Source organism: Sporosarcina sp. FSL K6-1540 (assembly GCF_038620285.1).
Classification (GTDB): domain Bacteria; phylum Bacillota; class Bacilli; order Bacillales_A; family Planococcaceae; genus Sporosarcina; species Sporosarcina psychrophila.
On the sequence record NZ_CP152018.1, the window covers coordinates 1903727 to 1926969 of the forward strand.

22 protein-coding genes and 1 other annotated feature are annotated in these 23243 nt (G+C 43.5%); of the genes, 20 read left to right on the forward strand and 2 right to left on the reverse strand.

Annotation, left to right across the window (positions count from 1 at the left end):
- Nucleotides 1-12 precede the first annotated feature (12 nt).
- The 3 genes from MKY15_RS08645 (at nt 13) to MKY15_RS08655 (ending at nt 3263) form a co-directional block, all read left to right on the forward strand.
- Nucleotides 13-780, forward strand: a complete 768-nt coding sequence (locus tag MKY15_RS08645; protein WP_187046446.1) for a 3-hydroxybutyrate dehydrogenase — start codon at nt 13-15, stop codon at nt 778-780.
- 308 nt (nt 781-1088) lie between these two features.
- Nucleotides 1089-2630, forward strand: a complete 1542-nt coding sequence (adh, locus tag MKY15_RS08650; RefSeq protein ID WP_067204639.1) for an aldehyde dehydrogenase — start codon at nt 1089-1091, stop codon at nt 2628-2630.
- Between the two features lie 276 nt (nt 2631-2906).
- Nucleotides 2907-3263, forward strand: a complete 357-nt coding sequence (locus MKY15_RS08655) for a DUF779 domain-containing protein (protein ID WP_340741262.1) — start codon at nt 2907-2909, stop codon at nt 3261-3263.
- 53 nt (nt 3264-3316) lie between these two features.
- Here the strand turns inward: MKY15_RS08655 and MKY15_RS08660 are convergent, their stop codons facing one another.
- Nucleotides 3317-3709: a thiol-disulfide oxidoreductase DCC family protein gene (locus MKY15_RS08660; protein ID WP_187046448.1), complete on the reverse strand. Its 393-nt coding sequence runs from the start codon at nt 3707-3709 to the stop codon at nt 3317-3319.
- Nucleotides 3710-3903: 194 nt separating this feature from the next.
- Here MKY15_RS08660 and MKY15_RS08665 point away from each other — a divergent pair, with 194 nt between their 5' ends.
- The 7 genes from MKY15_RS08665 (at nt 3904) to bioB (ending at nt 8508) form a co-directional block, all read left to right on the forward strand.
- The gene (locus tag MKY15_RS08665) at nt 3904-4086 is read left to right on the forward strand and encodes a hypothetical protein (protein ID WP_187046449.1); all 183 of its coding nucleotides are present in this window, start codon (nt 3904-3906) and stop codon (nt 4084-4086) included.
- A gap of 261 nt (nt 4087-4347) precedes the next feature.
- On the forward strand, nt 4348-4677 hold the full coding sequence (locus MKY15_RS08670) for a PadR family transcriptional regulator (RefSeq protein WP_197485352.1): 330 nt from the start codon (nt 4348-4350) through the stop codon (nt 4675-4677).
- On the forward strand, nt 4674-5801 hold the full coding sequence (locus tag MKY15_RS08675) for a DUF2812 domain-containing protein (RefSeq protein ID WP_342539468.1): 1128 nt from the start codon (nt 4674-4676) through the stop codon (nt 5799-5801). The genes MKY15_RS08670 and MKY15_RS08675 overlap by 4 nt, the downstream gene beginning before the upstream one ends.
- Nucleotides 5802-6127: 326 nt before the next feature.
- Nucleotides 6128-6514 carry a hypothetical protein gene (locus MKY15_RS08680; protein WP_067204654.1) on the forward strand — a complete coding sequence of 129 codons (387 nt, stop codon included), beginning with the start codon at nt 6128-6130 and terminating at the stop codon, nt 6512-6514.
- Between the two features lie 57 nt (nt 6515-6571).
- The gene (locus MKY15_RS08685) at nt 6572-6757 is read left to right on the forward strand and encodes a histidine kinase (RefSeq protein ID WP_156475936.1); all 186 of its coding nucleotides are present in this window, start codon (nt 6572-6574) and stop codon (nt 6755-6757) included.
- A 187-nt stretch (nt 6758-6944) separates the two neighbouring features.
- Complete coding sequence (locus MKY15_RS08690; protein WP_231885810.1) at nt 6945-7502, forward strand: biotin transporter BioY; 558 nt, start codon at nt 6945-6947, stop codon at nt 7500-7502.
- 1 nt (nt 7503) lies between these two features.
- Nucleotides 7504-8508, forward strand: a complete 1005-nt coding sequence (gene bioB, locus MKY15_RS08695) for a biotin synthase BioB (RefSeq protein WP_342539469.1) — start codon at nt 7504-7506, stop codon at nt 8506-8508.
- A gap of 41 nt (nt 8509-8549) precedes the next feature.
- Here the strand turns inward: bioB and MKY15_RS08700 are convergent, their stop codons facing one another.
- Entirely contained in the window at nt 8550-9134 is a 585-nt protein-coding gene (locus tag MKY15_RS08700; RefSeq protein ID WP_338654038.1) for a GNAT family N-acetyltransferase, read from the reverse strand.
- Nucleotides 9135-9358: 224 nt separating this feature from the next.
- Between MKY15_RS08700 and MKY15_RS08705 the strand changes: the two genes are divergently transcribed.
- The 10 genes from MKY15_RS08705 to gltX all read left to right on the forward strand — a co-directional run bounded on the left by MKY15_RS08705 (nt 9359) and on the right by gltX (nt 22671).
- Nucleotides 9359-11059 (forward strand): hypothetical protein, encoded by a 1701-nt coding sequence (locus tag MKY15_RS08705; protein WP_338654035.1) that lies wholly within the window; start codon nt 9359-9361, stop codon nt 11057-11059.
- 978 nt (nt 11060-12037) lie between these two features.
- A complete protein-coding gene (locus tag MKY15_RS08710) occupies nt 12038-12508 on the forward strand; it encodes a CtsR family transcriptional regulator (protein ID WP_067204668.1) in 471 nt (156 codons plus the stop codon).
- Between the two features lie 32 nt (nt 12509-12540).
- The gene (locus tag MKY15_RS08715; protein WP_067204672.1) at nt 12541-13095 is read left to right on the forward strand and encodes a UvrB/UvrC motif-containing protein; all 555 of its coding nucleotides are present in this window, start codon (nt 12541-12543) and stop codon (nt 13093-13095) included.
- Nucleotides 13085-14173 (forward strand): protein arginine kinase, encoded by a 1089-nt coding sequence (locus MKY15_RS08720; RefSeq protein WP_067204675.1) that lies wholly within the window; start codon nt 13085-13087, stop codon nt 14171-14173. Before MKY15_RS08715 ends, MKY15_RS08720 begins: the two co-directional genes overlap by 11 nt.
- Nucleotides 14174-14529: 356 nt before the next feature.
- Entirely contained in the window at nt 14530-17004 is a 2475-nt protein-coding gene (locus MKY15_RS08725; protein WP_067204678.1) for an ATP-dependent Clp protease ATP-binding subunit, read from the forward strand.
- A 79-nt stretch (nt 17005-17083) separates the two neighbouring features.
- Nucleotides 17084-18460 carry a DNA repair protein RadA gene (gene radA / locus MKY15_RS08730; RefSeq protein ID WP_067204680.1) on the forward strand — a complete coding sequence of 459 codons (1377 nt, stop codon included), beginning with the start codon at nt 17084-17086 and terminating at the stop codon, nt 18458-18460.
- Between the two features lie 187 nt (nt 18461-18647).
- A complete protein-coding gene (locus MKY15_RS08735) occupies nt 18648-19751 on the forward strand; it encodes a PIN/TRAM domain-containing protein (protein WP_067204683.1) in 1104 nt (367 codons plus the stop codon).
- A gap of 37 nt (nt 19752-19788) precedes the next feature.
- Nucleotides 19789-20472, forward strand: coding sequence for a 2-C-methyl-D-erythritol 4-phosphate cytidylyltransferase (ispD, locus tag MKY15_RS08740; protein WP_342539728.1), 684 nt, complete (start codon nt 19789-19791; stop codon nt 20470-20472).
- A 188-nt stretch (nt 20473-20660) separates the two neighbouring features.
- The gene (ispF, locus tag MKY15_RS08745) at nt 20661-21137 is read left to right on the forward strand and encodes a 2-C-methyl-D-erythritol 2,4-cyclodiphosphate synthase (RefSeq protein WP_067204689.1); all 477 of its coding nucleotides are present in this window, start codon (nt 20661-20663) and stop codon (nt 21135-21137) included.
- Between the two features lie 70 nt (nt 21138-21207).
- Complete coding sequence (gltX, locus tag MKY15_RS08750; protein ID WP_338654025.1) at nt 21208-22671, forward strand: glutamate--tRNA ligase; 1464 nt, start codon at nt 21208-21210, stop codon at nt 22669-22671.
- A 41-nt stretch (nt 22672-22712) separates the two neighbouring features.
- Nucleotides 22713-22930 (forward strand) — a binding site (T-box leader).
- Nucleotides 22931-23243: the final 313 nt, after the last annotated feature.

Consider the following 23243-nt stretch of genomic DNA (forward strand, 5'->3'; position numbering starts at 1 on the left):
GTGGCAAAGAATATGATGCAAGATCAAGTGTTATTTATAACTGGAGCAGCAAGGGGAATCGGATTCGATATTGCAAAGGCATTTTCTGATGCTGGTGCTAAAGTTGTTATCTCTGATTTAACGCAACAAGCCGTCGATGAAGCACTTTCCAAAATTGAAAAAAATGTCGAAGGAATTGTCTGTGATGTTACAAAAGAAGAGGACATCAAAAAGGCAATTGAATTTACGGTTGAGAAGTTTGGGCGGATTGATATTCTTGTCAACAATGCGGGGATGCAACATGTATCATTTATCGAAGATTTCCCTACTGAAAAGTTTGAACTGCTTGTAAAAATTATGTTGACGGCACCATTTATAGCCATCAAACATGCACTGCCTCATATGAAGAAACAAGAGTTTGGAAGAATTATTAACATGGCTTCTATTAATGGCGTTATTGGATTTGCTGGAAAAGCCGCTTACAACTCTGCAAAACATGGGGTAATTGGTTTAACGAAAGTAGCTGCTCTCGAATCGGCTTCAGATGGAATTACTGTCAATGCGATTTGTCCAGGGTATGTCGATACGCCATTAGTGAGGAACCAATTTGCTGACCTTGCAAAAACAAGAAATATTGAAGTTGAACAAGTTTTAGAAGAAGTACTATACCCATTAGTTCCTCAAAAAAGACTGCTCGATGTGAAGGAGATAACGGATTTAGCTTTGTATATTGCAAGTGACTCCGCAAAGGGTATGACTGGACAAGCGATTATTTTGGACGGTGGCTACACTGCTCAGTAAAACCATTGTTATATAAAGGGCCTACTCGTAAGTCGATTTATAGACTTACGAGTAGGCCCTTTAATTTACCACGCATGGATAATAAAGTAGCTCCCGATGAACATGTCAATCTATGTCGAACGATTATAAAGTCTAGTAGTTGAAATAATCAACATAGTCTGACAGAATAAGAGGACAAGCTTCTTTTTTATTTCAAGTCTGTTGTAAGCGCATACATTAATTGCTTCTGGTAGAGGCGCATACGGAGGAAGTTTGCGACATATAGTGGCATTGTGTGAAAAATTCAACTCACAGGGAGGAATGGAAAAATGGTACAAGCGGTAGAAAATCAGATTTATGCTTTTCCGAATACGGAAGGTGCGAAAGTAAACTTTAAAGAACGCTACGATAACTTTATCGGTGGAAAATGGACAGCGCCGGTTAAAGGGGAATACTTTGATAACGTGACGCCGGTAACGGGGAAAGTATTTACAGAAGTTGCACGCTCGACTGCAGAGGATGTTGAACTTGCGTTGGATGCGGCACATGCTGCAAAAGATGCTTGGGGCAAAACGTCTGTTACGGTACGTGCGAATACGTTACTGAAAATTGCTGATCGCATTGAACAAAACTTAGAAATGCTAGCTGTTGCTGAAACGTGGGATAACGGCAAAGCGGTTCGTGAAACATTGAATGCAGATCTGCCGCTTGCTATCGACCATTTCCGCTATTTTGCTAGTGCAATCCGTGCGCAAGAAGGTGGAGTTAGTCAGATTGACGACGATACTGTAGCGTACCATTTCCATGAGCCAATCGGTGTCGTTGGACAGATTATTCCATGGAACTTCCCTATTCTGATGGCGGTATGGAAACTAGCACCAGCACTTGCTGCAGGAAACTGTGTCGTGCTGAAGCCTGCTGAACAGACACCGGCATCAATTCTTGTACTTGTAGAATTGATAGAAGATCTATTACCTCCGGGTGTTTTGAATGTCGTGAACGGTTTTGGTCTTGAAGCAGGTAAACCGCTTGCATCGAGCTCACGTATTGGGAAAATTGCATTCACAGGTGAAACGACAACGGGACGTCTGATTATGCAATACGCTTCACAAAACGCAATCCCTGTCACACTCGAATTAGGTGGTAAATCACCGAATATCTTCTTCGAAGACATTATGGACGAAGACGATTCGTTCTTGGACAAAGCAGTAGAAGGCTTCGTCATGTTTGCACTGAACCAGGGTGAAGTATGTACATGCCCATCGCGTGCATTGATTCAAGAATCCATTTACGATAAATTCATGGACCGCGCAATTGAGCGTGTAAAAGCGATTAAAACAGGAAATCCGCTTGATCCGACTGTCATGATGGGTGCGCAAGCGTCAACTGAACAGTTGGAGAAAATTCTTTCCTATCTAGATATCGGCAAACAGGAAGGTGCGGAATGCCTGATTGGCGGAGAGCAAAATCAGCTTGAAGGCGATTTGAAAGACGGCTACTACGTCAAGCCAACTGTCTTTAAAGGGAATAATAAAATGCGGATTTTCCAAGAAGAAATCTTTGGCCCTGTCGTTTCGGTTACAACATTCAAAACAAAAGAAGAAGCGCTTGAAATTGCGAACGATACGCTATACGGCTTAGGTTCGGGTGTCTGGACACGCGACATGAATACGGCATATCGTTTCGGCCGCGGCATCCAAGCGGGGCGGGTCTGGACGAACTGTTATCACATGTACCCAGCGCATGCTGCATTCGGTGGTTACAAAGCGTCCGGTGTTGGACGTGAAAACCATTTAATGATGTTGAGCCACTATCAACAAACGAAAAACATGCTTGTTAGCTACAGCGAAAACAAACAAGGTTTCTTTTAATTTCATTCAGCGGGGGTTCAAACCCCGCTGAATTGTGGATCTCAGACTAAGAACGCCGCGTCCTGCGGCAACGTCTGAATGACCAACATCCTGTTGGCCCAAAGCCTCCGGCGGATGTCACAGATTTTGAAGGGAGTTAAGGAAGGCAGTCTAAGTTCGCGACTTCCTGTCGCAACGACTGCATGACCTACATCCTGTAGGCCTCAAGCTCAATTCAAAATCTGGACGCAATCACGCCGAGGCGTGATTGATTCGAAAAGGAGGGAGGTAGTGCGGATGACGGAACGCGTACTCGCAACTGACGCTGCACTGGAACTCATTGCGTTTTTGGTAGAGAAACACGGTCCACTCATGTTTCACCAGTCGGGCGGCTGCTGTGATGGCTCATCGCCAATGTGTTATCCGAATGGGGAACTGATTATAGGTGATCAGGATGTCCTACTTGGTACTATTGGTGAAACACCGTTTTATATGCACAAAAACCAATTCGAGTATTGGAGGCATACACAGCTAATCATTGACGTTGTCAACGGTCGCGGCGGCATGTTTTCACTCGAAGGTGTTGAAGGCAAACGCTTTTTGACCAGGTCACGTGCGTTTACGGCTGAGGAAAACAAAGAGCTACAAGTGTAAGTGAATAACAAAAGGGCCCTCGATGAAAAATCGGCAGGCCCTTTTGTCGTTGGTTAAATAAAGCGTTTCCGCTGTTCTGGCGATGGCAACATACACGCATCTTCTTTCTTGCCAAACCATTTATAGCGATTTTTAGCGACGTAGTTATATACGCCGTCACGGATTTTACGTGGTACGAGTATAAATAGGAAGAATAGATGCCATAATCCGTCCAGTTTTTTTGCGATACGGAGCGCTGCTGAAGACTTGGTGAACGCTTTACCGTTTTCAATCAAAACCAAGCTGTCAACGTCTTCCGGGATAGCATATTTTTTCGTGAGTTCCAGTCCTTTTTCGCTTTGTAATGAAGTAAATAGAAAATGATTGGCAGGATCTCGCTTTATAATGAACTGCACACTTGCATCACAAAAATTACAAACACCGTCAAATAAAATAATTCTTTTCATAAAATAACCTCCCGGCGTACTTATCTTCTATAGTATAGCCTGTTAGTGAATCGATAAAACGTGAAAGGTGTTACTATTTACACGTGACAGAATATTTAGTATAATAGTAGTGAAAAGAAATGGAACATGCTATAAACGTTTGGATGTTTTCCACCGCATTTAGCCCCGGCAAAATGATGAGAGGATGATAGACTATGGAACGTTTACCTATTGAATCGTCAGAAATGGAGCTTAGGACTAATAAGGATTTCATCGCCAAATTAAAAATGATTGGCGAAGGTGGTCCTATTTATGAGCAATATGAAATGCTTGAGAAAAGAAGAGAAAAGTCCGATTCTTTCGATGATGGAAAAAAACTTCCGCGTGATTACCAATAACTAAACCTCACAGCGATGTGAGGTTTTTCTGTTTTTTTAACGCTCTATATAGGTTGAAATAAAGAGCTTCGATGAATCCGCTGCAGCTACCCCGTGAAAGGCGACTTTGCTAAGTTTATATAGTAATTCATACGGTGAATAATGGGGTCTTTCTACGGAAAGATCCTTTTTGATTTATCAAAATACCTTTGACCACTATGTCACACCGTGATATAGTCGAGCCATGACATAATGAATGTAAAGAATTGGATGTGAGTTCAATTGAAAATGGAGAAAATTATTAAATCATATAGTCCGATGACAGAAACGGCATTCTATATTTTGCTATCACTTACGAAACCACGCCACGGCTACGGTGTTATTAAGTACGTGGAAGAATTGACAGAGGGCCGACTTATCCTTGGATCCGGAACAATTTACGGCACGCTGACGAAAATGCAGCGAGATGGAATCATTACGGTCTATGCAGATGAAAAGCGCAAAACAATATATGAAATTACGGATGTTGGAAAAGGACTCATGCGCCACGAAATGGGACGGCTGAAAGAATTGCACACAAATGCAATGAAACACGAGGGGGGATTCCAATGACTGCGAAAAAATGGAGACCATTTTGGAGTTATGATGTGGAAAAGACAGAACGTTGGTTATCTGAAATGGCTGAGGATGGAATGCAATTAACGGATGTTAATCGCCTGACGCGGGTGTTTTCATTTGAACAAGGACACCGTGAAATAGTGGAACATCATATTATATATGACAAGCTACAGGTGGATTTGCCTAGTTCGCTTGAGGATTCTGGATGGGAAATTGAAGTGACGGAAGGTAATTGGATAATCGTCAAGAACGAAGAGGATGATATCCATGTATTTCCGTCGCGTGAAGGTGTACTGAAAAGAAACAGACTTCATATGTATGTTATTTCGGTGCTTGCTGTTATGAATGCTATTCCACTAACCTCTATGACATTGGCCTTTATACCATTTCTATTTGGCTTTGGGGGTGAAATCGTGGGAAGCCCTTTGTGGGCGATTACTGCATTGTTCGCGCTCCAAGGAATCGCGACGATTGTGCTCGCAATCTATATCCAGCGGAAATTGAGGTCATTTGAAATCGAGTACTTTGAAATCCAAACGGATACAGATATGCGAATAGGCAAAACGTTCGTCAAGCTTAGAATTGGCTGGATGTACGCACCTGATCTTCTTGAAAAGTGGCTTTCTGAAATGGCAGCTGAAGGGAACCATCTTGTTCGAGTAACAGGTTCGGGAACAAGGTTTCATTTTGTGGAAGGTGAAGCGGAAAATGTATCGTATATATATGACTTTCAACCAAAAGTGGCGCCTGCCTACTACACAATTCATAAAAGCGCGGGGTGGCAATTGAAATTCACATCATCTTTTACGTTTATGAAATATACTCTTTGGGCAAAACCATATGAAGCTGGCGACAAGATGCCGCGCTTAACGTACGATGAGGCGGAACGAAAAGGGCAAGTGCGAAGAATAATGACTATGAATGGTATTATGGCGAGTTATTCAGTCGCATTGCTGACATTTGTGTTATGGATGAATATTAATATTGATTATGATAGATCTCTCGTCCATAAAGTTATACTGGCTTTTCTGATTGCCAGTTCCATCAGCCCACTCTTTCTAGTGACTCGAGTGTTTCTATACTACAGAAGAATGCGTAATGCAGGAGTTCAAGACTAAGCGCTATAATCTATATTGAATATACGAATACATGTGGAAACTGGGTGAAGGCACCTTAAAAGAGGTAGCCAACCGAACAACGAAGAGTTCGGTTTGTATAATTTTTGCGTACTTTGCATAAATTATACAGTTTATACCAAGAAGTAATTCTATTATTTCCTGTGTCCCTCGTGGGAGGCATCCCCGAGCGCCACAGCGGATTTGAATGGAATCTTTATTTCAACATCTGTAGTTAGTAAACTATCCAATATTCATTAAAGTTCATAGTGTCTATCGCCCGTTTGTCTTCCTTCTTTTCACATCTACTAGAAGGAGGAGGTGATAGTATGATGCAACAAGGTAATTGGCAGCAGCCAAATTGTCATCAAGGGAATATGATGGGTGGTAATCAAGTACGCCCGGTAGTATGTCCGACGCAGTATCGTTGTCACGATCAATTTGTACCGCGTGAAGTTCCTTATATCCATCCGATCGTCAATGTGAATCGGGTGCATAACGTTGAAATTCCACGTCACTATTTCACAGAAACAACACAGAATGTGATGGGGCAAACACTCCCTGCTCGACCAGGTTTCGGTCCAGGAATGGGCGGAATGGGTCCAGGTATGGGACCAGGAATGGGCGGATTCGGTCCACAAGTTGGCGGTATCGGTAATCGTCCTGGCTGTGGACATCGTCCCGGTTGTGGCTGTGGAAATCGCCGCGGCTGGTGATAGGTCAGATTTATGGTAGAATAAAGCTACCATAATGATATACAGTAGGTGAGTTTGTTGAGAGCTTTTAAATTTGTCATTCCAGTCATGCTGCTCGTTGGAGGGTTTGGCTGGATGAAATTGACGAAAGAATTCCAAGAAGTGCCCGGATTAACGCGCTTGGCTATTATAATTGGTGCGATGATTTTGAGCGGGATCATTTCTTACTTTTTATTTCCAAAAGACGAAGGCGAAAAATCCTAAAGAGAGACCGATAGCGAATTTGCTATCGGTCTTTTGTTTATTTGCTAATACGTCATTTGTGTTAACTTTCGTTAAATATTTGTTGACTCATAATGTGTTATCTATTATTCTGTTAAAGATAACATAAACTTTAGGGGTGTATCATATCATGACAACAGCTACAGTAAAAACAAAAAGTAAAAGCGCAATGAGTCCGTTAACACTTGTCTACAGTGGAATGTTCGCAGCACTGATGATGATTGGCGCAAATATTACCGCATTTGTACCATTTCTAGTTGTGGGTGGTGTGCCGATTACATTGCAGACATTTTTTGCGATTCTTGCGGGACTTATTCTTGGTAGTCGCAGGGGTGCACTGGCGATGGCGGTCTATATGTTCATCGGGCTTGCGGGGGCGCCTGTATTTGCGAGATTCAGTGGTGGTTTTGGATCAATTATCAGTCCGACATTCGGATTTATCATATCTTATATTTTAGTAGCATTCATCGTCGGGAAAATCGTTGAAAAGAACGGGAAATTACATGGTTATATTATTGCTGCAATCGTTGGAATGGTTCTAAATTATGTAATCGGAACGAACTGGATGTATTATGCCTATAAGCTCTGGGCTGCGGCACCGGATGCCTTTACATACAAAGTAGCGTGGCTATGGATGGTGCCGCCACTGCCGAAAGATATTATCCTTGCCGTCCTTGCTGGAATCTTTGGACACCGTATGTATAAGGTATTGAAAGTGAGGCGTTAATATGACGAAGTATACTGAGTTAGCTGAACGTGTTCTAGTGGGACATGTCCTGACGGATGAGGAAGCCCTATCGATATTGGGGAGTCCAGAAGAGGACTTGCTGCCGCTTTTGCACGCGGCTTATATAATCCGGAAACATTATTATGGGAATAAAGTGAAGCTTAATATGATAATGAATACGAAATCTGGCTTATGCCCGGAAAACTGCGGGTATTGTGCACAGTCGATTATTTCAAAAGCGCCAATCGAAAAGTATGCCATGATGAAAAAAGAAGAAATTGTAGCAGGTGCAGCTAGAGCAGCCGAATTGAATGCAGGAACCTACTGTATTGTGGCTAGCGGGAGAGGTCCTGCGAACCGTGAACTCGAAATTGTTATCAATTCCGTGAAGGAAATCAAGTCGAAGTATGAGCATATGACCATTTGTGCATGTCTTGGACTGTTAAAACCAGACCAAGCGTCCCGATTGAAAGATGCTGGCGTCGACCGTTACAATCACAACATCAATACGTCGGAAGCCCACCATGGAAGTATCACAACGTCTCATACTTATGAGGACCGCGTAAACACGGTCGATCTTGTGAAGCAGTCGGGTATTTCACCGTGTTCTGGCGTTATCATTGGTATGCGTGAAACGAAACAAGACGTCGTCTCAATGGCACGCAGTTTGTATGCAATGGATACAGATTCGATTCCGGTGAACTTTTTACATGCCGTGGATGGGACACCCCTTGGCGGGACAGACGAGTTAACACCGATCTATTGCTTGAAAGTACTATGCTTGTTCAGATTCATTAATCCCACAAAGGAAATCAGGATTTCCGGCGGGCGTGAAGTGAACTTACGCAGTCTTCAGCCGTTAGGGCTATACCCGGCAAACTCGATTTTTATTGGGGATTATTTGACGACAACCGGCCAGGAAAGTGAAAGAGACTATCAAACGCTGAAGGATATGGGATTCGAAATAGACTTAGAACCTTTAGCAAAACAGCCTGTTCCAGTGTGATTGAAAAATGGACATCCCATTTCGACGGGATGTCCATTTTTTCATTCAGGTGTATCAAATGGTTGCAGAATATCTCTTTTGCCTTTTGTGTGAAAAATAAGTACTTTATCAGTAGGATCGTACTTTTTACCATAAAATATTTCATCTTTATAAGTGTGGATTTCATCGTACGTCTGTGTCATTGCATTGTAGATTTCTTCTTCACCTGAATCAGTTGGCGACCAGTATAAGATTTCAAGTACCGTATTTTCGCCTGTTGCAAGGGAGCGACGATTATAGCCGATGCGCTGTGCATGTGTGAAGTTTTCACGTGAGTAAAATTTAAGTCGTTTTGCAGTATCTGTATCTTCATAATCGACTGGCTCCACTTCAAGGAGAATCGGTTTATTCTTGGATTTTAACATTGTTAATAATTTGCTGCCAAGTCCCATGCCGCGTGATTGTGTTGAAACGAACAAGTAGTCGACGAATATAAACTTCTCGAACTCGACATACATGAGCACATGATGAGGTCCTTCATCCTTCTTATAAACACTTTTCTTGTCAGTTAGTAACGCATCCATATGTTCCTTTGACTTCATCTCTTCAACGGGGAAGTATTCATTTAGCTTCTCATACCAATTCAAAATGTGTTGCCTCCAATGGTTTATTTACCCCGGAGTTTTTTGTTTTGGATTGTGAGACCGAGGAAAAAAGAAGGGTAGTAAAAAATCCTCTATTCTACTGTATACCCATTATTTTAAATAAATAAACTTGCTCGGTTTTAATTAAGTAAATGAAACTATTTCCTAGATTATCCGTATACTTAGCTAACAACAAAAAATCTTACTCAGTGGAAAAGGGTGTATATATGTTTAATTTACTTATATTCTCAATTATTGTGGGCATCGTGTTCAGTCTAGTTATTGTCCCATTTATATTAAGTACTCAAGCGAAGCGTGGTGCGGATGAGGAAGCTGTAAGAACTCCTTTTAATAGAGGAGCTGCGATTGTTACCGTAGCTATATTATCTGCTATAGCCGTATTCGTGTTTTACTATACGACAAACATGGACCGTAACTGGACGTCTCTGTGGATGGTGCTTTTAGTCGTTACTTTGCTAGGTGCTTTGTCGGCAGGTGGCAAAGACCGCAAAGTGAAATTGGTCCTGTTCCTCGGTGCACTTGTTTTTGGGGCATATATACTTAGCGCGCCGCTCTTCAACGCCGACAAGAAATACAAAGCAGTTGAAATGGATCAGCAAGTGGAGATTTCAGCGTTCGATGAAACAAAAACGCCGGCAAGTGTTCCACCGAAGTTTGCACGCAATAAGATGAAGAAAGCATTCGGGCAAGTTCCGAATACGAGTTACTATGAGCTCGGCAGTCTGCAAATTCAAAAAGTCGATGGCAAATTTGTCTACATTGCACCCGTGGAGTTTTCGGGCTTCTTTAAATGGTGGAGTGCTGATACAACGCCTGGCTACTTTACGATGAGTGCAACAGACTCGGCTGATAACCCGAAATTTGTGAAAGCAGAAATGACGTATACACCGTCGTCCTACTTCCACAAACAAGTGGAGCGTCATATACGGATGAAAATGCCGAACCTTATTTTTTACGGGGATGTTCAACTTGAAATTGACGACGATGGAAAACCGTATTATATCCGTTCTTATGGGGAATTCATTTCCGCGCGTAACGGCTTTGATGTAAAAGGGATTGTAATGGTCGATCCTGCTAATGGTGATGTGAAAAAGTATTCGCTTGCAGATATACCTGAATTCATCGACGGGGCTGTTTCACCTGAAGCGGTCAGTTTGCAAAATAGTTACTTCGGGAACTATATCCACGGTTTCTGGAATTCAGTCGTTGGGAAGAAAGATGTCAAGTTGCCATCTGATGAAGGAACAGAGGCGAATGTAAGCCCGATTTTTGACGAGAATGGTCATATGTATTACTTCACAGACTTTACAAGTCCAAAAGAAGGTGTCGACTCGATGCTTGGCTATGCGTTGACGGATGGTAAGACAGGAAAAGCAACGTATTATTCAGGTAATCTGGAAGAGTCCTATATGGATTCGCAAGGGGCACTGCAGATTATCGAGAAGAAATTCATCGAAAAGAAATGGTCCGGCGAAATGCCGGTCTTGTATAACTTCTACGGAGAAGCGAGTTGGTTAACGCCAGTGCTCGATTCAAATGGATTCCTGCAAAATTACTTCATTGTATCAGCAGCGAATCCGGAAATATCGGTTTACGGCAATACGCCGAACGAAGCATTGAAATTGTATAAGACAGCTCTTCAGCGCGGAGGTAGCAGTGTAGATGGTAGCTCGAGTGCGGAAGAGGCGAAAGCGGCTGTAACGGTCGTGCGTGTATTCAAAGAGCGCGTCGGTGATTTTACACTTGTTTCGTTTTTAGCGGATGATGGACGCAACTTCATCGTCTCTTCGGAAGCTGTGCCACTCTCGATTTATGTTCAACAAGGCGATAAGCTTGTTGTGACATATTTAGAGACGGGTGAACTATTCTTGCCTGTGAAAGAGTTGACGAATGTTAGCATGGAATAACGGAAATGGAGTGCAAGGCGAATTCGCCTTGCACTCCATTTTTAGTTGCTATATATGTTGAATTAAAGAATCCCATTGAATCTACTGTGGCGCTCAATAAGGAGAGAGTATTAATTCGGAGGCCGCTGAAAAAGTCCTGTTTCCTTCAATCCCGTTGATTTCCGTTCCGAGCGGACGCTTTCCGCGGGCACGGCTTCAGCCTCCTCGTCACTGCGTTCCTGTGGGGTCTTCAGCTCGCGCTGTTCCCGCTGGAGTCGCCGCTCTTCACTACAATCAACTAGTTCTTACTATTAAAAAAGAACTTTTTCAGTGGCTTCTTAATTCGGGGTGTGGATTGTAGAACGCTTGGCGCTTTGGCGAGCCCGTTGCCGCGCCTGCACTAGGGTGTTTATTATCGAGAGAAATGTGGTTTTGAGATGTATATGCCGAGACTATAATGTGATTACTAGTTGATACTACTTATAGTCAAGAAAGACGTACTCCAACTTGCAGATTTCATCACAGATAATGAAATGCTCTTTCTCACATTGACCATCCAGCGAAGGCGCGACTTCGTGGTAGCCGGAGCGATAAGACTGAAAGTGGTCTTCTTTCTGGCTTATCGCGGGAGGCATCCACAAAGCGTCGAAGCGGTATTGGTAGGAGTTCTATTTCATTCCAAGTATTAGAATTTCCGGCGGCCTACCAATAGCCCTTGTAAAGCGTATACATCGTATTCCTCTGTTCAACAAATATAGAAAACTATAAAGTCTCGTACAGTGGATAACCTGCAAAAGGAGCTATTCCACGTCCGAACTCTTATGCTTCTGAACAGGCGCTTCCACTTTTGTTTTTTCGTACGGTTAAAACGTATTGTCACATGCCGATACTTGTTAAGTCTGGTGCGTATCGATTGCGGAACATGCGGAATATCATGTACAATCAAGTCAAAGATAGTCAAAGTCAACGGCTTATCCCCCGTATGAAAGAGGTGAGGGTATGAGAAACATTTCCGACATTATTGAAGGATATTTGAAAGCAATAATCGAAGAGGGACAGTGTGGAACCATCGAAATTAAGCGCAATGAAGTCGCTGAAAAGTTCCAGTGCGTCCCGTCTCAAATCAATTATGTTATTAAGACCCGCTTCACGGCGGAGCGTGGTTATGCGGTTGAATCGAAGCGTGGAGGCGGTGGCTACATACGTATTTTCCGCGTTCAGGCGAATTCCCGTAAAGAATTGATAGAACATATTTTAGGCGGTATCCAATCGGGAGCCTCTTATACGATGGCTTTAGATGTTGTTTACAGACTAATTGAAGAAGAAGTCATAACGGAGCGCGAATCAAAGCTCATTCTTGCTGCGGTTGATAGAAGAACTATCCATCAGCCACTTCCAGACCGCGATATCATGCGTGCACGCATTTTACAAGCAATGCTCTTGACGCTTATTTACGAACAGCGTAACTAATCACCAATCCAACTGATATGAGGTGGCTTTCGATGATATGTGAAAATTGTAAAGAACGAACTGCGTCCATTACGATTACGCAAGAAAGTGTAGTCGGATCGCTGGAACGCCATTTATGTGAGAAATGCGCATTTCAATCACAAACATTCCATTTCGACCCCAATCAAGAGCCGTTGTCCATTCAGCAGTTCCTATCTCACTGGTTTAGCGGTTCTGATCCTTTCCAGGCACAACCGCAAACGCGGGGAGAGTCGTTTGAAGGACCCGAATGTCCCTCATGTGGTTTAACGTTTCCGAAGTTCCTTGATATTGGGAAGTTTGGCTGTGCCGACTGTTATGACACATTTCGTGGCAGCTTACCGCAAGTTTTTGGCAAGCTTCACAATGGCCATTCAACTCATACCGGGAAAGTACCGGTTTCATTTAATGAAATATATGCAGTTAAAAAGAAAATTGAAGAGATCCGAGTGAAGATGAAAGAAGCTGTAGAAGCTGAGCATTTTGAAGAAGCGGCAGCTTTGCGTGATGAAGCGAATACACTAAAGCAACACCTTTCCCTTGGAGGTGAAGAAAACGATGTCGATTGAAAAATTCATGCGTGATGCGGTAACCCCTTGGATGACTGCTTACGGAGAGCACTCGGACATCGTTATGTCGACGCGAATTCGACTTGCACGCAACTTGACAGGCTATCGTTTTCCTATCGCGTTCACTGAAGAAGAAGCGATGGCGGTAGACAGAGCGGTTACGGGTGTTTTGCTTGATACCATGCAAAGTGGCTATTCCTATACTAAGATGTCCGATTTACCTGCATTGGAACGCCAAGTACTTGTTGAAAAACATCTGATCAGTCCGCAACTCGCAATTCCTGACAGGCATGGCGCAGTTCTTCTATCAGAAGACGAGACCATAAGTGTCATGGTGAATGAGGAGGACCATATCCGCATTCAATGCATCTATCCTGGGTTACAGCTTGAGGATGCCTATAAACAGGCTGATCAGGTTGACGATTACCTTGAAAAAGAACTGCCGTATGCTTTTGATGAAGACTTTGGTTATTTGACAAGCTGTCCATCGAATACGGGAACCGGCATGCGCGCATCTGTGATGATGCATTTACCGGCACTTACAATGACGAAGCAGATTGATCGTATTATCCCGGCTATCTCACGGCTTGGAATCATCGTCCGAGGGAGTTATGGCGAAGGAAGTGAAGCACCTGGCAATGTCTATCAAGTGTCAAATCAGACGACGCTTGGTAAAACGGAGCAAGAGATTCTCGCGGATCTTGGAAACATTGCATCTCGGTTAATTGGGCATGAACGGAAATCGCGGGAATTGTTACTTTCAAAGTCGCGAATTGCGCTTGAGAACAGGCTATTCCGTTCATTGGGTACAATTAGTTATGCGCGACTATTACCGTCAGGCGAGGCGGCACGATGCCTTTCGGACGTCAGACTCGGTATCGATCTTGGCATCATCCAGGACGTTGACATGTCGATTTTGAACGAACTGATGATATTCATGCAGGCAGGTTTCCTACAACAATATGCAAGCACGGAGTTATCACAAGAAGAACGGGATATATTCAGAGCGAAACTGTTTCGAGAACGACTCAATGTAGAGAAATCCTCTCCTCCGACTGAGATTAATACGGAAGAATGAGCAGGTATTTTGCACATTGTCTTTTGTTTAGGTATAGTTAGGTCAAAGATAGTCAAAGTCAATTTTCCCAATAAAGGAGTTCCTGCGTGTTCGGTTGAATACGTATAAAAGGGTGGCTGTTTTCTTACCTCTTTCTAGAGAGGAAAGAAAACATAAGCTATACTGCATGGATTGGTGTCTAGACGCCAGCCCCTAGGCCCATATGCCGTGGGAGGGATTGTGAAATGCATTATTCCTCCTACCTGTCGAGGCTGAACGGTGCCTTGCGCTTTTCTAGAAAAGGAATTCATTTGAGTAATGTATGGTTTTTTGGGGAATTGATTGTATATATATAGTATAGAAGGAGAGGACTGAATATGATGTTTAATCGATTTACACAGCGTGCACAGAAAGTATTGCAACTTGCCCAAGAAGAGGCAATCCGCATGAAACACGAGTCCATTGGAACAGAACATATTTTACTTGGACTTATTCGTGAAGGCGGAGGTATTGCTGCAAAAGCGCTTGAAGCGATAGGTGTCAACTTTGAAACAATCGTACAAGGTGTAGAAAAACTTGTAGGTGCTGGAACAAAGGATGTCGGTCCAATCGTTCATTACACACCTAGAGCAAAAAAAGTTATTGAATTATCCGTGGATGAGTCACGTAAGCTGGGTCATTCTTATATCGGAACAGAACACATCTTGCTAGCGCTTATCCGTGAAGGAGAAGGGGTTGCGGCGCGTGTCTTAAATAACGCTGGCGTTAGTCTCAACAAAGCGCGTCAACAAGTACTTCAGTTGCTGGGAAGTAATGATAGCTCAGCTACAGGTCAAGGCGTTTCGAATTCTGCTGCAACGCCGACATTGGATAGCTTGGCACGTGATTTAACGGAAGTGGCGCGTGAAGGCTTGCTCGATCCGGTTATCGGACGTAGCAAGGAAATTACACGTGTTATTGAAGTATTAGCACGCCGAACGAAAAACAACCCAGTACTTATCGGAGAACCAGGTGTTGGTAAGACTGCAATCGCAGAAGGACTCGCACAGCAAGTCATTAATAACGAAGTGCCGGAAATTCTCCGTGACAAACGTGTTATGACACTCGATATGGGAACAGTCGTCGCGGGTACGAAATACCGTGGTGAATTCGAAGATCGCATGAAAAAAGTAATGGAAGAGATTCGTCAAGCGGGCAATATCATCCTATTCATCGACGAACTGCATACGCTGATTGGGGCAGGAGGAGCTGAAGGTGCAATCGACGCATCTAATATCCTGAAGCCTTCGCTGGCACGCGGTGAATTGCAATGTATCGGTGCAACGACGCTTGACGAATACCGTAAATATATTGAAAAAGACGCTGCGCTTGAACGACGCTTCCAACCGATCCAAGTCGACGAGCCAACTGTCGATGAAACAATCCAAATTCTCCATGGCTTGCGTGACCGTTACGAAGCGCATCACCGTGTGAAAATTACAGACGAATCAATCGAAGCGGCTGCTAAAATGTCGGATCGTTATATTTCTGACAGATTCCTTCCGGATAAAGCGATTGACTTAATCGACGAAGCGGGTTCAAAAGTACGCCTTCGTTCATACACGACACCGCCTAACTTGAAAGAGCTGGAATTGAAATTAGAAGCAATTCGTTCTGAAAAGAATGCAGCTGTCCAAAGCCAAGAATTCGAAAAAGCGGCATCGTTCCGCGACAAAGAACAAAAGATGAAAGAAGAACTTGAAACAACGAAAACAGATTGGAAAGAAAAGCAGGGTCAAAAAGAATCCGAAGTGACAGTTGAAGATATCGCAGAAGTTGTAGCGATGTGGACTGGAATACCGGTATCTAAAATAGCTGAAACGGAATCTGCAAAACTGCTCAACATGGAAGAAATGCTACACGAACGTGTCATTGGCCAAAGTGAGGCAGTAACTGCTATTTCCCGGGCAATACGACGTGCACGTGCAGGTTTGAAAGATCCGAAACGTCCGATTGGTTCGTTCATTTTCCTTGGACCAACAGGTATCGGGAAAACGGAATTGGCAAGAGCGCTTGCGGAAGTCATGTTTGGCGATGAAGATGCAATGATTCGTGTTGACATGTCCGAGTACATGGAGAAACATTCGACATCGCGTCTAGTCGGTTCACCACCAGGGTATGTCGGCTATGAAGAAGGCGGACAGTTAACAGAAAAAGTTCGTCGCAAACCTTATTCGGTAGTCTTGTTAGATGAAATCGAGAAAGCTCATCCGGATGTCTTTAACATTCTCCTTCAAGTACTGGAAGATGGCAGATTGACGGATTCAAAAGGACGCTTAGTAGATTTCCGAAACACAGTTCTTATCATGACTTCCAATGTAGGAGCACAAGAATTGCGGAAAAATCGTTATGTCGGATTTAATCTGGGAGATGCGGGACGCGATTACGAAGGCATGAAATCAGCGATGCTTGAAGAGTTGAAGAAAGCGTTCCGTCCCGAGTTCTTAAACCGTGTGGATGAAATGATTGTCTTCCATGCACTTGAAAAAGAACATTTGCGTAAAATCGTCTCGCTTATGTCGAATGAATTGACGAAACGTCTAGGCGAACAAGAGATTGAACTAGAGTTGACAGATGAAGCGAAAACCAAAATCGTTGATGTTGGTTATGATCCGGAATATGGTGCTCGGCCACTACGCCGCGCTATCCAGAAACACATTGAAGACCGTTTGTCTGAAGAACTTCTAAAAGGAACAGTACTGGTAGGTAGTAAAGTACTTGTCGATGTGGTTGATGGAGAGTTTGTCGTCAAGACAGGAATCGACGCTGAACAACCGAAAGTTGCGAAAAAAGAAGAAGTACTCGAAAAATAAAGTGTGAACTGGATAGTCCATCCCACCGACAGTTCTTTTCGGTAGGAATGGGCTGTCCTTTTCGTGTTCGGAGGATTCCATGGCAAAAAGAAAATCGAAGTTTATGTGTAAATCATGTGGTTATGAATCGGCGAAGTGGATGGGGCGGTGCCCAGGTTGCGGAGAATGGAATACGATGGAAGAGGAAGTTGAAGTAGCCGTTCAAAAAGGGCCACGTGGTGCATTTCAGCATACAGAGGGCGTCCGTCAAAAGGCGCTGCCTATCAGTTCAATCGAGATGATAGAAGAACCAAGAATTGGCACAGACTTGGAGGAGTTCAACCGCGTTTTGGGTGGTGGAATTGTCCCCGGCTCACTTATTTTAATCGGTGGAGATCCGGGTATAGGAAAGTCGACACTCCTTCTTCAAGTATCTTCACTGTTGGCGAACAAAGGGCAACGTGTTCTTTACATTTCAGGTGAGGAATCAATTCGACAGACAAAACTACGTGCAGAACGACTTGGCGTAAAATCAGATGAACTTTATATTTATGCAGAAACTGATTTGGGATTAATTCACGAAACGATAGCGGATGTGAAACCGACGTTTGTCGTTGTGGACTCCATCCAGACCGTACATCATCCCGAAGTAGCATCAGCACCAGGAAGTGTATCTCAAGTGCGTGAATGTACAGCTCAGCTGATGCGCATTGCTAAAACGCAAAATATTGCTATTTTCCTTGTTGGCCACGTAACGAAAGACGGGCAGATTGCAGGACCGCGGTTACTTGAGCATATGGTGGATACAGTTCTTTATTTTGAAGGGGAGCGGCATCATACTTACCGAATTTTACGCAGTGTGAAAAACCGTTTTGGCTCTACGAATGAAATTGCGATATTTGAAATGTTGCAGTCCGGTTTGAAAGAAGTACTGAATCCGTCCGAGTTATTCCTGCGAGAAAGATCCCAGGGGGGAGCGGGTTCAACGGTTGTTGCATCTATGGAAGGAACCCGGCCGATTCTTGTTGAAATTCAAGCACTTGTCACACCATCTAGTTTTAACTATCCAAAACGTATGGCTACTGGGCTCGATCAAAACCGAGTGTCATTGTTAATGGCTGTACTTGAGAAACGTATGGGGATGCTGTTGCAGGCTCAGGATGCCTATATTAAAGTGGCGGGCGGCGTGAAGTTGGATGAGCCGGCAATCGACTTGGCTGTGCTAATGAGCATCGTTTCCAGTTATCGTGACTTGGCGGCTGGTTTGTCTGACTGCTTTATCGGTGAAGTCGGGCTGACGGGTGAAGTACGACGAGTATCGAGAATTGAACAACGTGTGACCGAAGCCGCAAAACTCGGGTTCGAGCGTGCGATTATTCCCGCTTCAAATATTGGCGGTTGGGAATATCCGAAAGGCATTCGCGTAATAGGCGTAGAAACAGTCAGTGATGCACTGAAAATTGCTTTTAAAGATTGAGTAGAAGACGGGGCTGCAATTGTGGCAGTCCTGTCACTTTTATACTGTAAAGATGCAGTAAATGAGAAACTTTCACATGTTGGAGGGAGTCCTAACAGAATAGAAGGAAATATCACACTTACCTGACCTTATAAAGGCGGTTTGAAGCGGAAACATGTATAATTAAAAAATAAAGGAGGTGGTTCATATGTTGAAAAAGGTAGTTCAAGTTTCATTTTTGCTTATCGGTGGAACACTGGGTGTATTATTTTTACCGCATTTATTTAAATTATTTTCTTTTACTACGAGCCCATGGATTAATAATCCATACGTGTCTGCAATCCTAGGAGCAATATTGCTCTTTTTAATCAGCCTTTTCCTAACAGAACCAATTGTTAATTTCATTAAATGGATGGAAGAAAGGTTATTGAAAGCACCGGTTTTTGATCTGATATTCGGTACAATCGGTCTTGTTGTCGGTTTGAGTGTCGCGTTCCTAGTCAGTTTTGGAGTGAGCAGTATCCAGATACCGATTATAACGTCTGTCCTTCCAATCCTGTTGTCGATTATTCTTGGCTATTTAGGTTTTCAAGTCGGGTTTAAGAAACGGGAGGAAATAATTCACACGGTGCAATCTACAAAAAGCGGTGGACTCAAAAAGAAAGAAGTGGAGGATACATCTACTCAGACTAAAGGTAAGCTTTACAAGATATTGGACACAAGTGTTATTATAGATGGTCGGATTGCTGATATTTCGGCAACCGGTTTTCTTGAAGGAGTGCTTGTTGTACCGCAGTTTGTGTTGACTGAATTACAACATATTGCGGATTCCTCAGACACGTTGAAACGGACGAAAGGCAGACGCGGGCTGGACGTTCTGAAGCGTATGCAAACTGATGATGGTCCGAATATCTTAATCACAGATGAAGATTTTGCTGGCGTTCCTGAAGTCGATATGAAGCTCGTCCATCTAGCGAAAAAGATGGGTGGACTCGTTGTGACAAATGATTTTAATTTGAATAAAGTAGCGGATTTACACGGTGTCTCCGTGCTAAACATCAATGACCTTGCAAATGCGGTGAAGCCGGTTGTTATTCCTGGTGAGGATATGCATGTTGTTATTGTTAAAGATGGTAAAGAACATAACCAAGGCGTCGCTTATTTGGATGATGGCACAATGATTGTTGTTGAAGATGGGAAATTCCACGTTGGCAATGCAATCGACGTTGTCGTAACAAGTGTATTGCAGACATCGGCAGGACGAATGATATTTGCGAAACTTAAAAACGGTAAGATTTCAAAGGTGAATTAAGTAGTTTTTAATCATGAAAAGAAAAGGAAGAGAAGTCTTGAACTATACAGTTATGATGCCAGCAGCTGGGAGCGGTCAGCGAATGGGCGCCGGCTACAATAAACTTTTTTTGAAATTAGATGACAAACCGATTCTTATCCATACACTTGAAGTATTCGAGGAGGATCCAGCGTGTGACGGTGTCATCCTTGCGGTAAAACCGGACGAACGTATGCAAATCGAGTCAATGCTTGAACAATTTGCGATTACAAAAGTGGTAGCAATGGTCGACGGTGGCGGGGAGCGACAAGATAGCGTGGCTGCATGTATGAAAGCGCATGGCAAGGGCGGCATTGTCCTTGTCCATGATGCTGCAAGGCCGTTCATTCGTCGAACAGTCATTACTGAGCTTGTAAAAGTGGCTGACGAGCACGGTGCAGCAATCGTAGGTGTGCGGGCAAAAGATACGATGAAATATGCTGAGGATGGCATTGTCGAGGAGACGGTGGATCGTGGTAGGTTATGGATCATCCAGACGCCCCAGGCATTTCGCTATGCATTGCTGAAAGAAGCATCTGACGAAGCACAGGCACAAGGCTTTCTCGGTACGGATGAATCGATGTTGGTCGAACGTTTTGGAGAATCCGTACGAATTGTTGAAGGTACGTATGACAATGTGAAGATGACCACTCAGGAAGATCTCCTGTTCGGAGAGATTTTATTGAGAAGAAAGAAAGTATAAGTTTTCAACCTGAACTAGTGTCTAGGAGCTCGGGTCATAAGTCAGCCCGGCTATGTGGCAAAGAACGCCACGTCGTGCCTGCAAGGATGCAGGTATGCAGTTGTTGCGACAGGAAGTCGCGATTTTAGACTGCGTTCATTTAGAACAGGCGCTTACGCTTTTCTTATAGAAAAATAGGAGGTTTTTTGATGATTCGGATAGGACAAGGTTTTGATGTGCATAAATTTGAAGAGGGTCGCCCACTTATCATTGGTGGTATAACGATACCGCATGACAGGGGGCTGACAGGGCATTCTGATGCGGATGTGCTTTTACATACTATTACTGATGCAGCACTTGGAGCAATCGCCGAAGGGGACATCGGCCGTCATTTCCCAGATACAAGTGCTGAATTTAAAGATGCTGATTCTGCGGTGCTATTAGAAAAGATTTGGGCTCTTGTAGAAGGGAAAGGCTATAAACTTGGCAATATCGATTGCACGATTATCGCGCAAAAGCCGAAGATGTCACCTTATATTGAAGTAATTCGTAAACGTATTGCTGAGCTATTGAAAGCGGATATTTCACAAGTGAATGTTAAAGCGACGACAACGGAACAATTAGGCTTCACTGGAAGAGAAGAAGGAATTGCTTCTATGGCGACGATTCTGCTCATTAAGGCGTAACACCTTTTAAACAGCCCTGGCAAGTGGTAAAATAGCAAACAGTAGTAAAATCAGATTGGAGAGAATTCATATGACTTCAGAAGTACGCGTACGTTACGCGCCAAGTCCAACCGGCCATTTACATATTGGGGGGGCACGGACAGCACTTTTTAATTATCTTTTTGCACGTAACCACGGTGGGAAATTCATTGTTCGAATCGAGGATACAGATACTGAGCGTAATATCGAAGCGGGAGAACTTTCTCAACTTGAAAACTTAAAATGGCTTGGCATCGATTACGATGAATCGGTCGACATTGGTGGTCCATACGGTCCCTATCGCCAAATGGAACGTCTTGACCTTTATACAAAATATGGTCAAGAGATGTTGGAAAGCGGTCATGCTTATAAATGTTTCTGTACATCAGACGAACTAGAAGCAGAGCGCGAAACGCAGAAGGCTGCTGGAATTGCGGCACCAATGTACGGTGGTAAATGCCGGAATTTAAGTGCAGAAGAAGCGGCAGCAAAAGAAGCTGCTGGACTTACACATACTATTCGCATGCGTGTACCAGAAAACGTAACGTATAAAGTGGAAGACTTAGTTCGTGGAACCGTATCATTCGAATCTAAAGACGTCGGCGACTGGGTTCTTGTAAAAGCGAATGGCATCCCGACTTATAACTTTGCGGTTGTTATCGATGATCATTTGATGAAAATCAGCCATGTATTCCGCGGTGAAGAACATTTGACGAATACACCAAAACAATTGATGATTTTTGACGTCTTTGGCTGGCAGTCTCCGCAATACGGCCACATGACACTCATCGTCAACGAAGACCGTAAAAAACTTTCAAAACGTGATGAATCGATCATTCAATTCATCTCTCAATATAAAGATCTTGGGTATCTACCTGAAGCAATGTTCAACTTCTTTGCGCTGCTTGGCTGGTCGCCGGGTGGAGAAGAGGAGATTTTCACGCACGAAGAACTTATCAAGATGTTCGACGTAAGCCGTCTATCTAAATCCCCTTCCATGTTCGATAAACAAAAACTGACATGGACGAACAATCAATACGTGAAAAAGATGAATCTTGAAGAAGTAATTGATTTTGCATTGCCACATCTGCAAGATGCCGGTCTCATTAATAAAGAAATGACTGAGTCAGAAGCTGCATGGGCACATGATTTAATCGCTCTTTATCAGGATCAGTTAAGCTTTGGTGCGGAAATTGTTGAATTATCTGCCCAGTTTTTCGATCACGAGATTGAATATGATGAAGAATCCCAAGCTGTACTCGCTGGGGAGCAAGTGCCTGAGGTAATGGCTGCATTCAAAGAAAAGCTAGAAGCACTAGAAACATTCGATGCTGCATCTATTAAAGACGCGATTAAAGCAGTTCAAAAGGAAACGGGCCATAAAGGGAAAAACTTATTTATGCCGATTCGTGTTGTAACAACTGGTCAAATGCATGGACCTGAATTACAGGCATCTATTGCATTGATTGGGAAAGAAAAAACAATTGAACGAGTCGCTAAATACGCAAAACAATAACGTTGACTTTCATCGTTTGAAATGTAAAATGAAAGTTAATAACTAAACCGTAGAAAAGGATAAGTACACATTGCAAGCTCTTCAGAGAGGATCATCATCGGCTGTAAATGATCTGTGCCTCTGTAATGTGGAAATGCCCCTTTGAGTGCTGTGCCGAAAGTATAAGTAGGCCGGACGCATCGCCAGCGTTATAGGCGTCAAGCGGGAAGGCCAACACCTTCCAAGCGGAGTGGAACCGCGCATTCAATGCGTCTCTGTCATTTATTTGACGGGGACGTATTTTTTTTATGAGAAAAGCGAAATCGGCCGTGTAGATGCGACAGGCATAAGACGGACCTGCGAAGCGGAGCACTATCCCGCGTAGTAGGGCTGGCTTATGACCCGAGCATCTGGCCGATGTAGCTAGACAAGAAAAGCGAAAGCGGCCTTTACAAATGAACGCAGCTTAAGTGCGCCACTTAAGAGGAAGGCAGTCTAAAATCGCGACGTCCTGTCGCAACGACTGCATGACCAGCTTCATGCTGGCCTTGGCAACAAAGAGGGATGTAGTTCAATCCCTCTCCACTGCATGA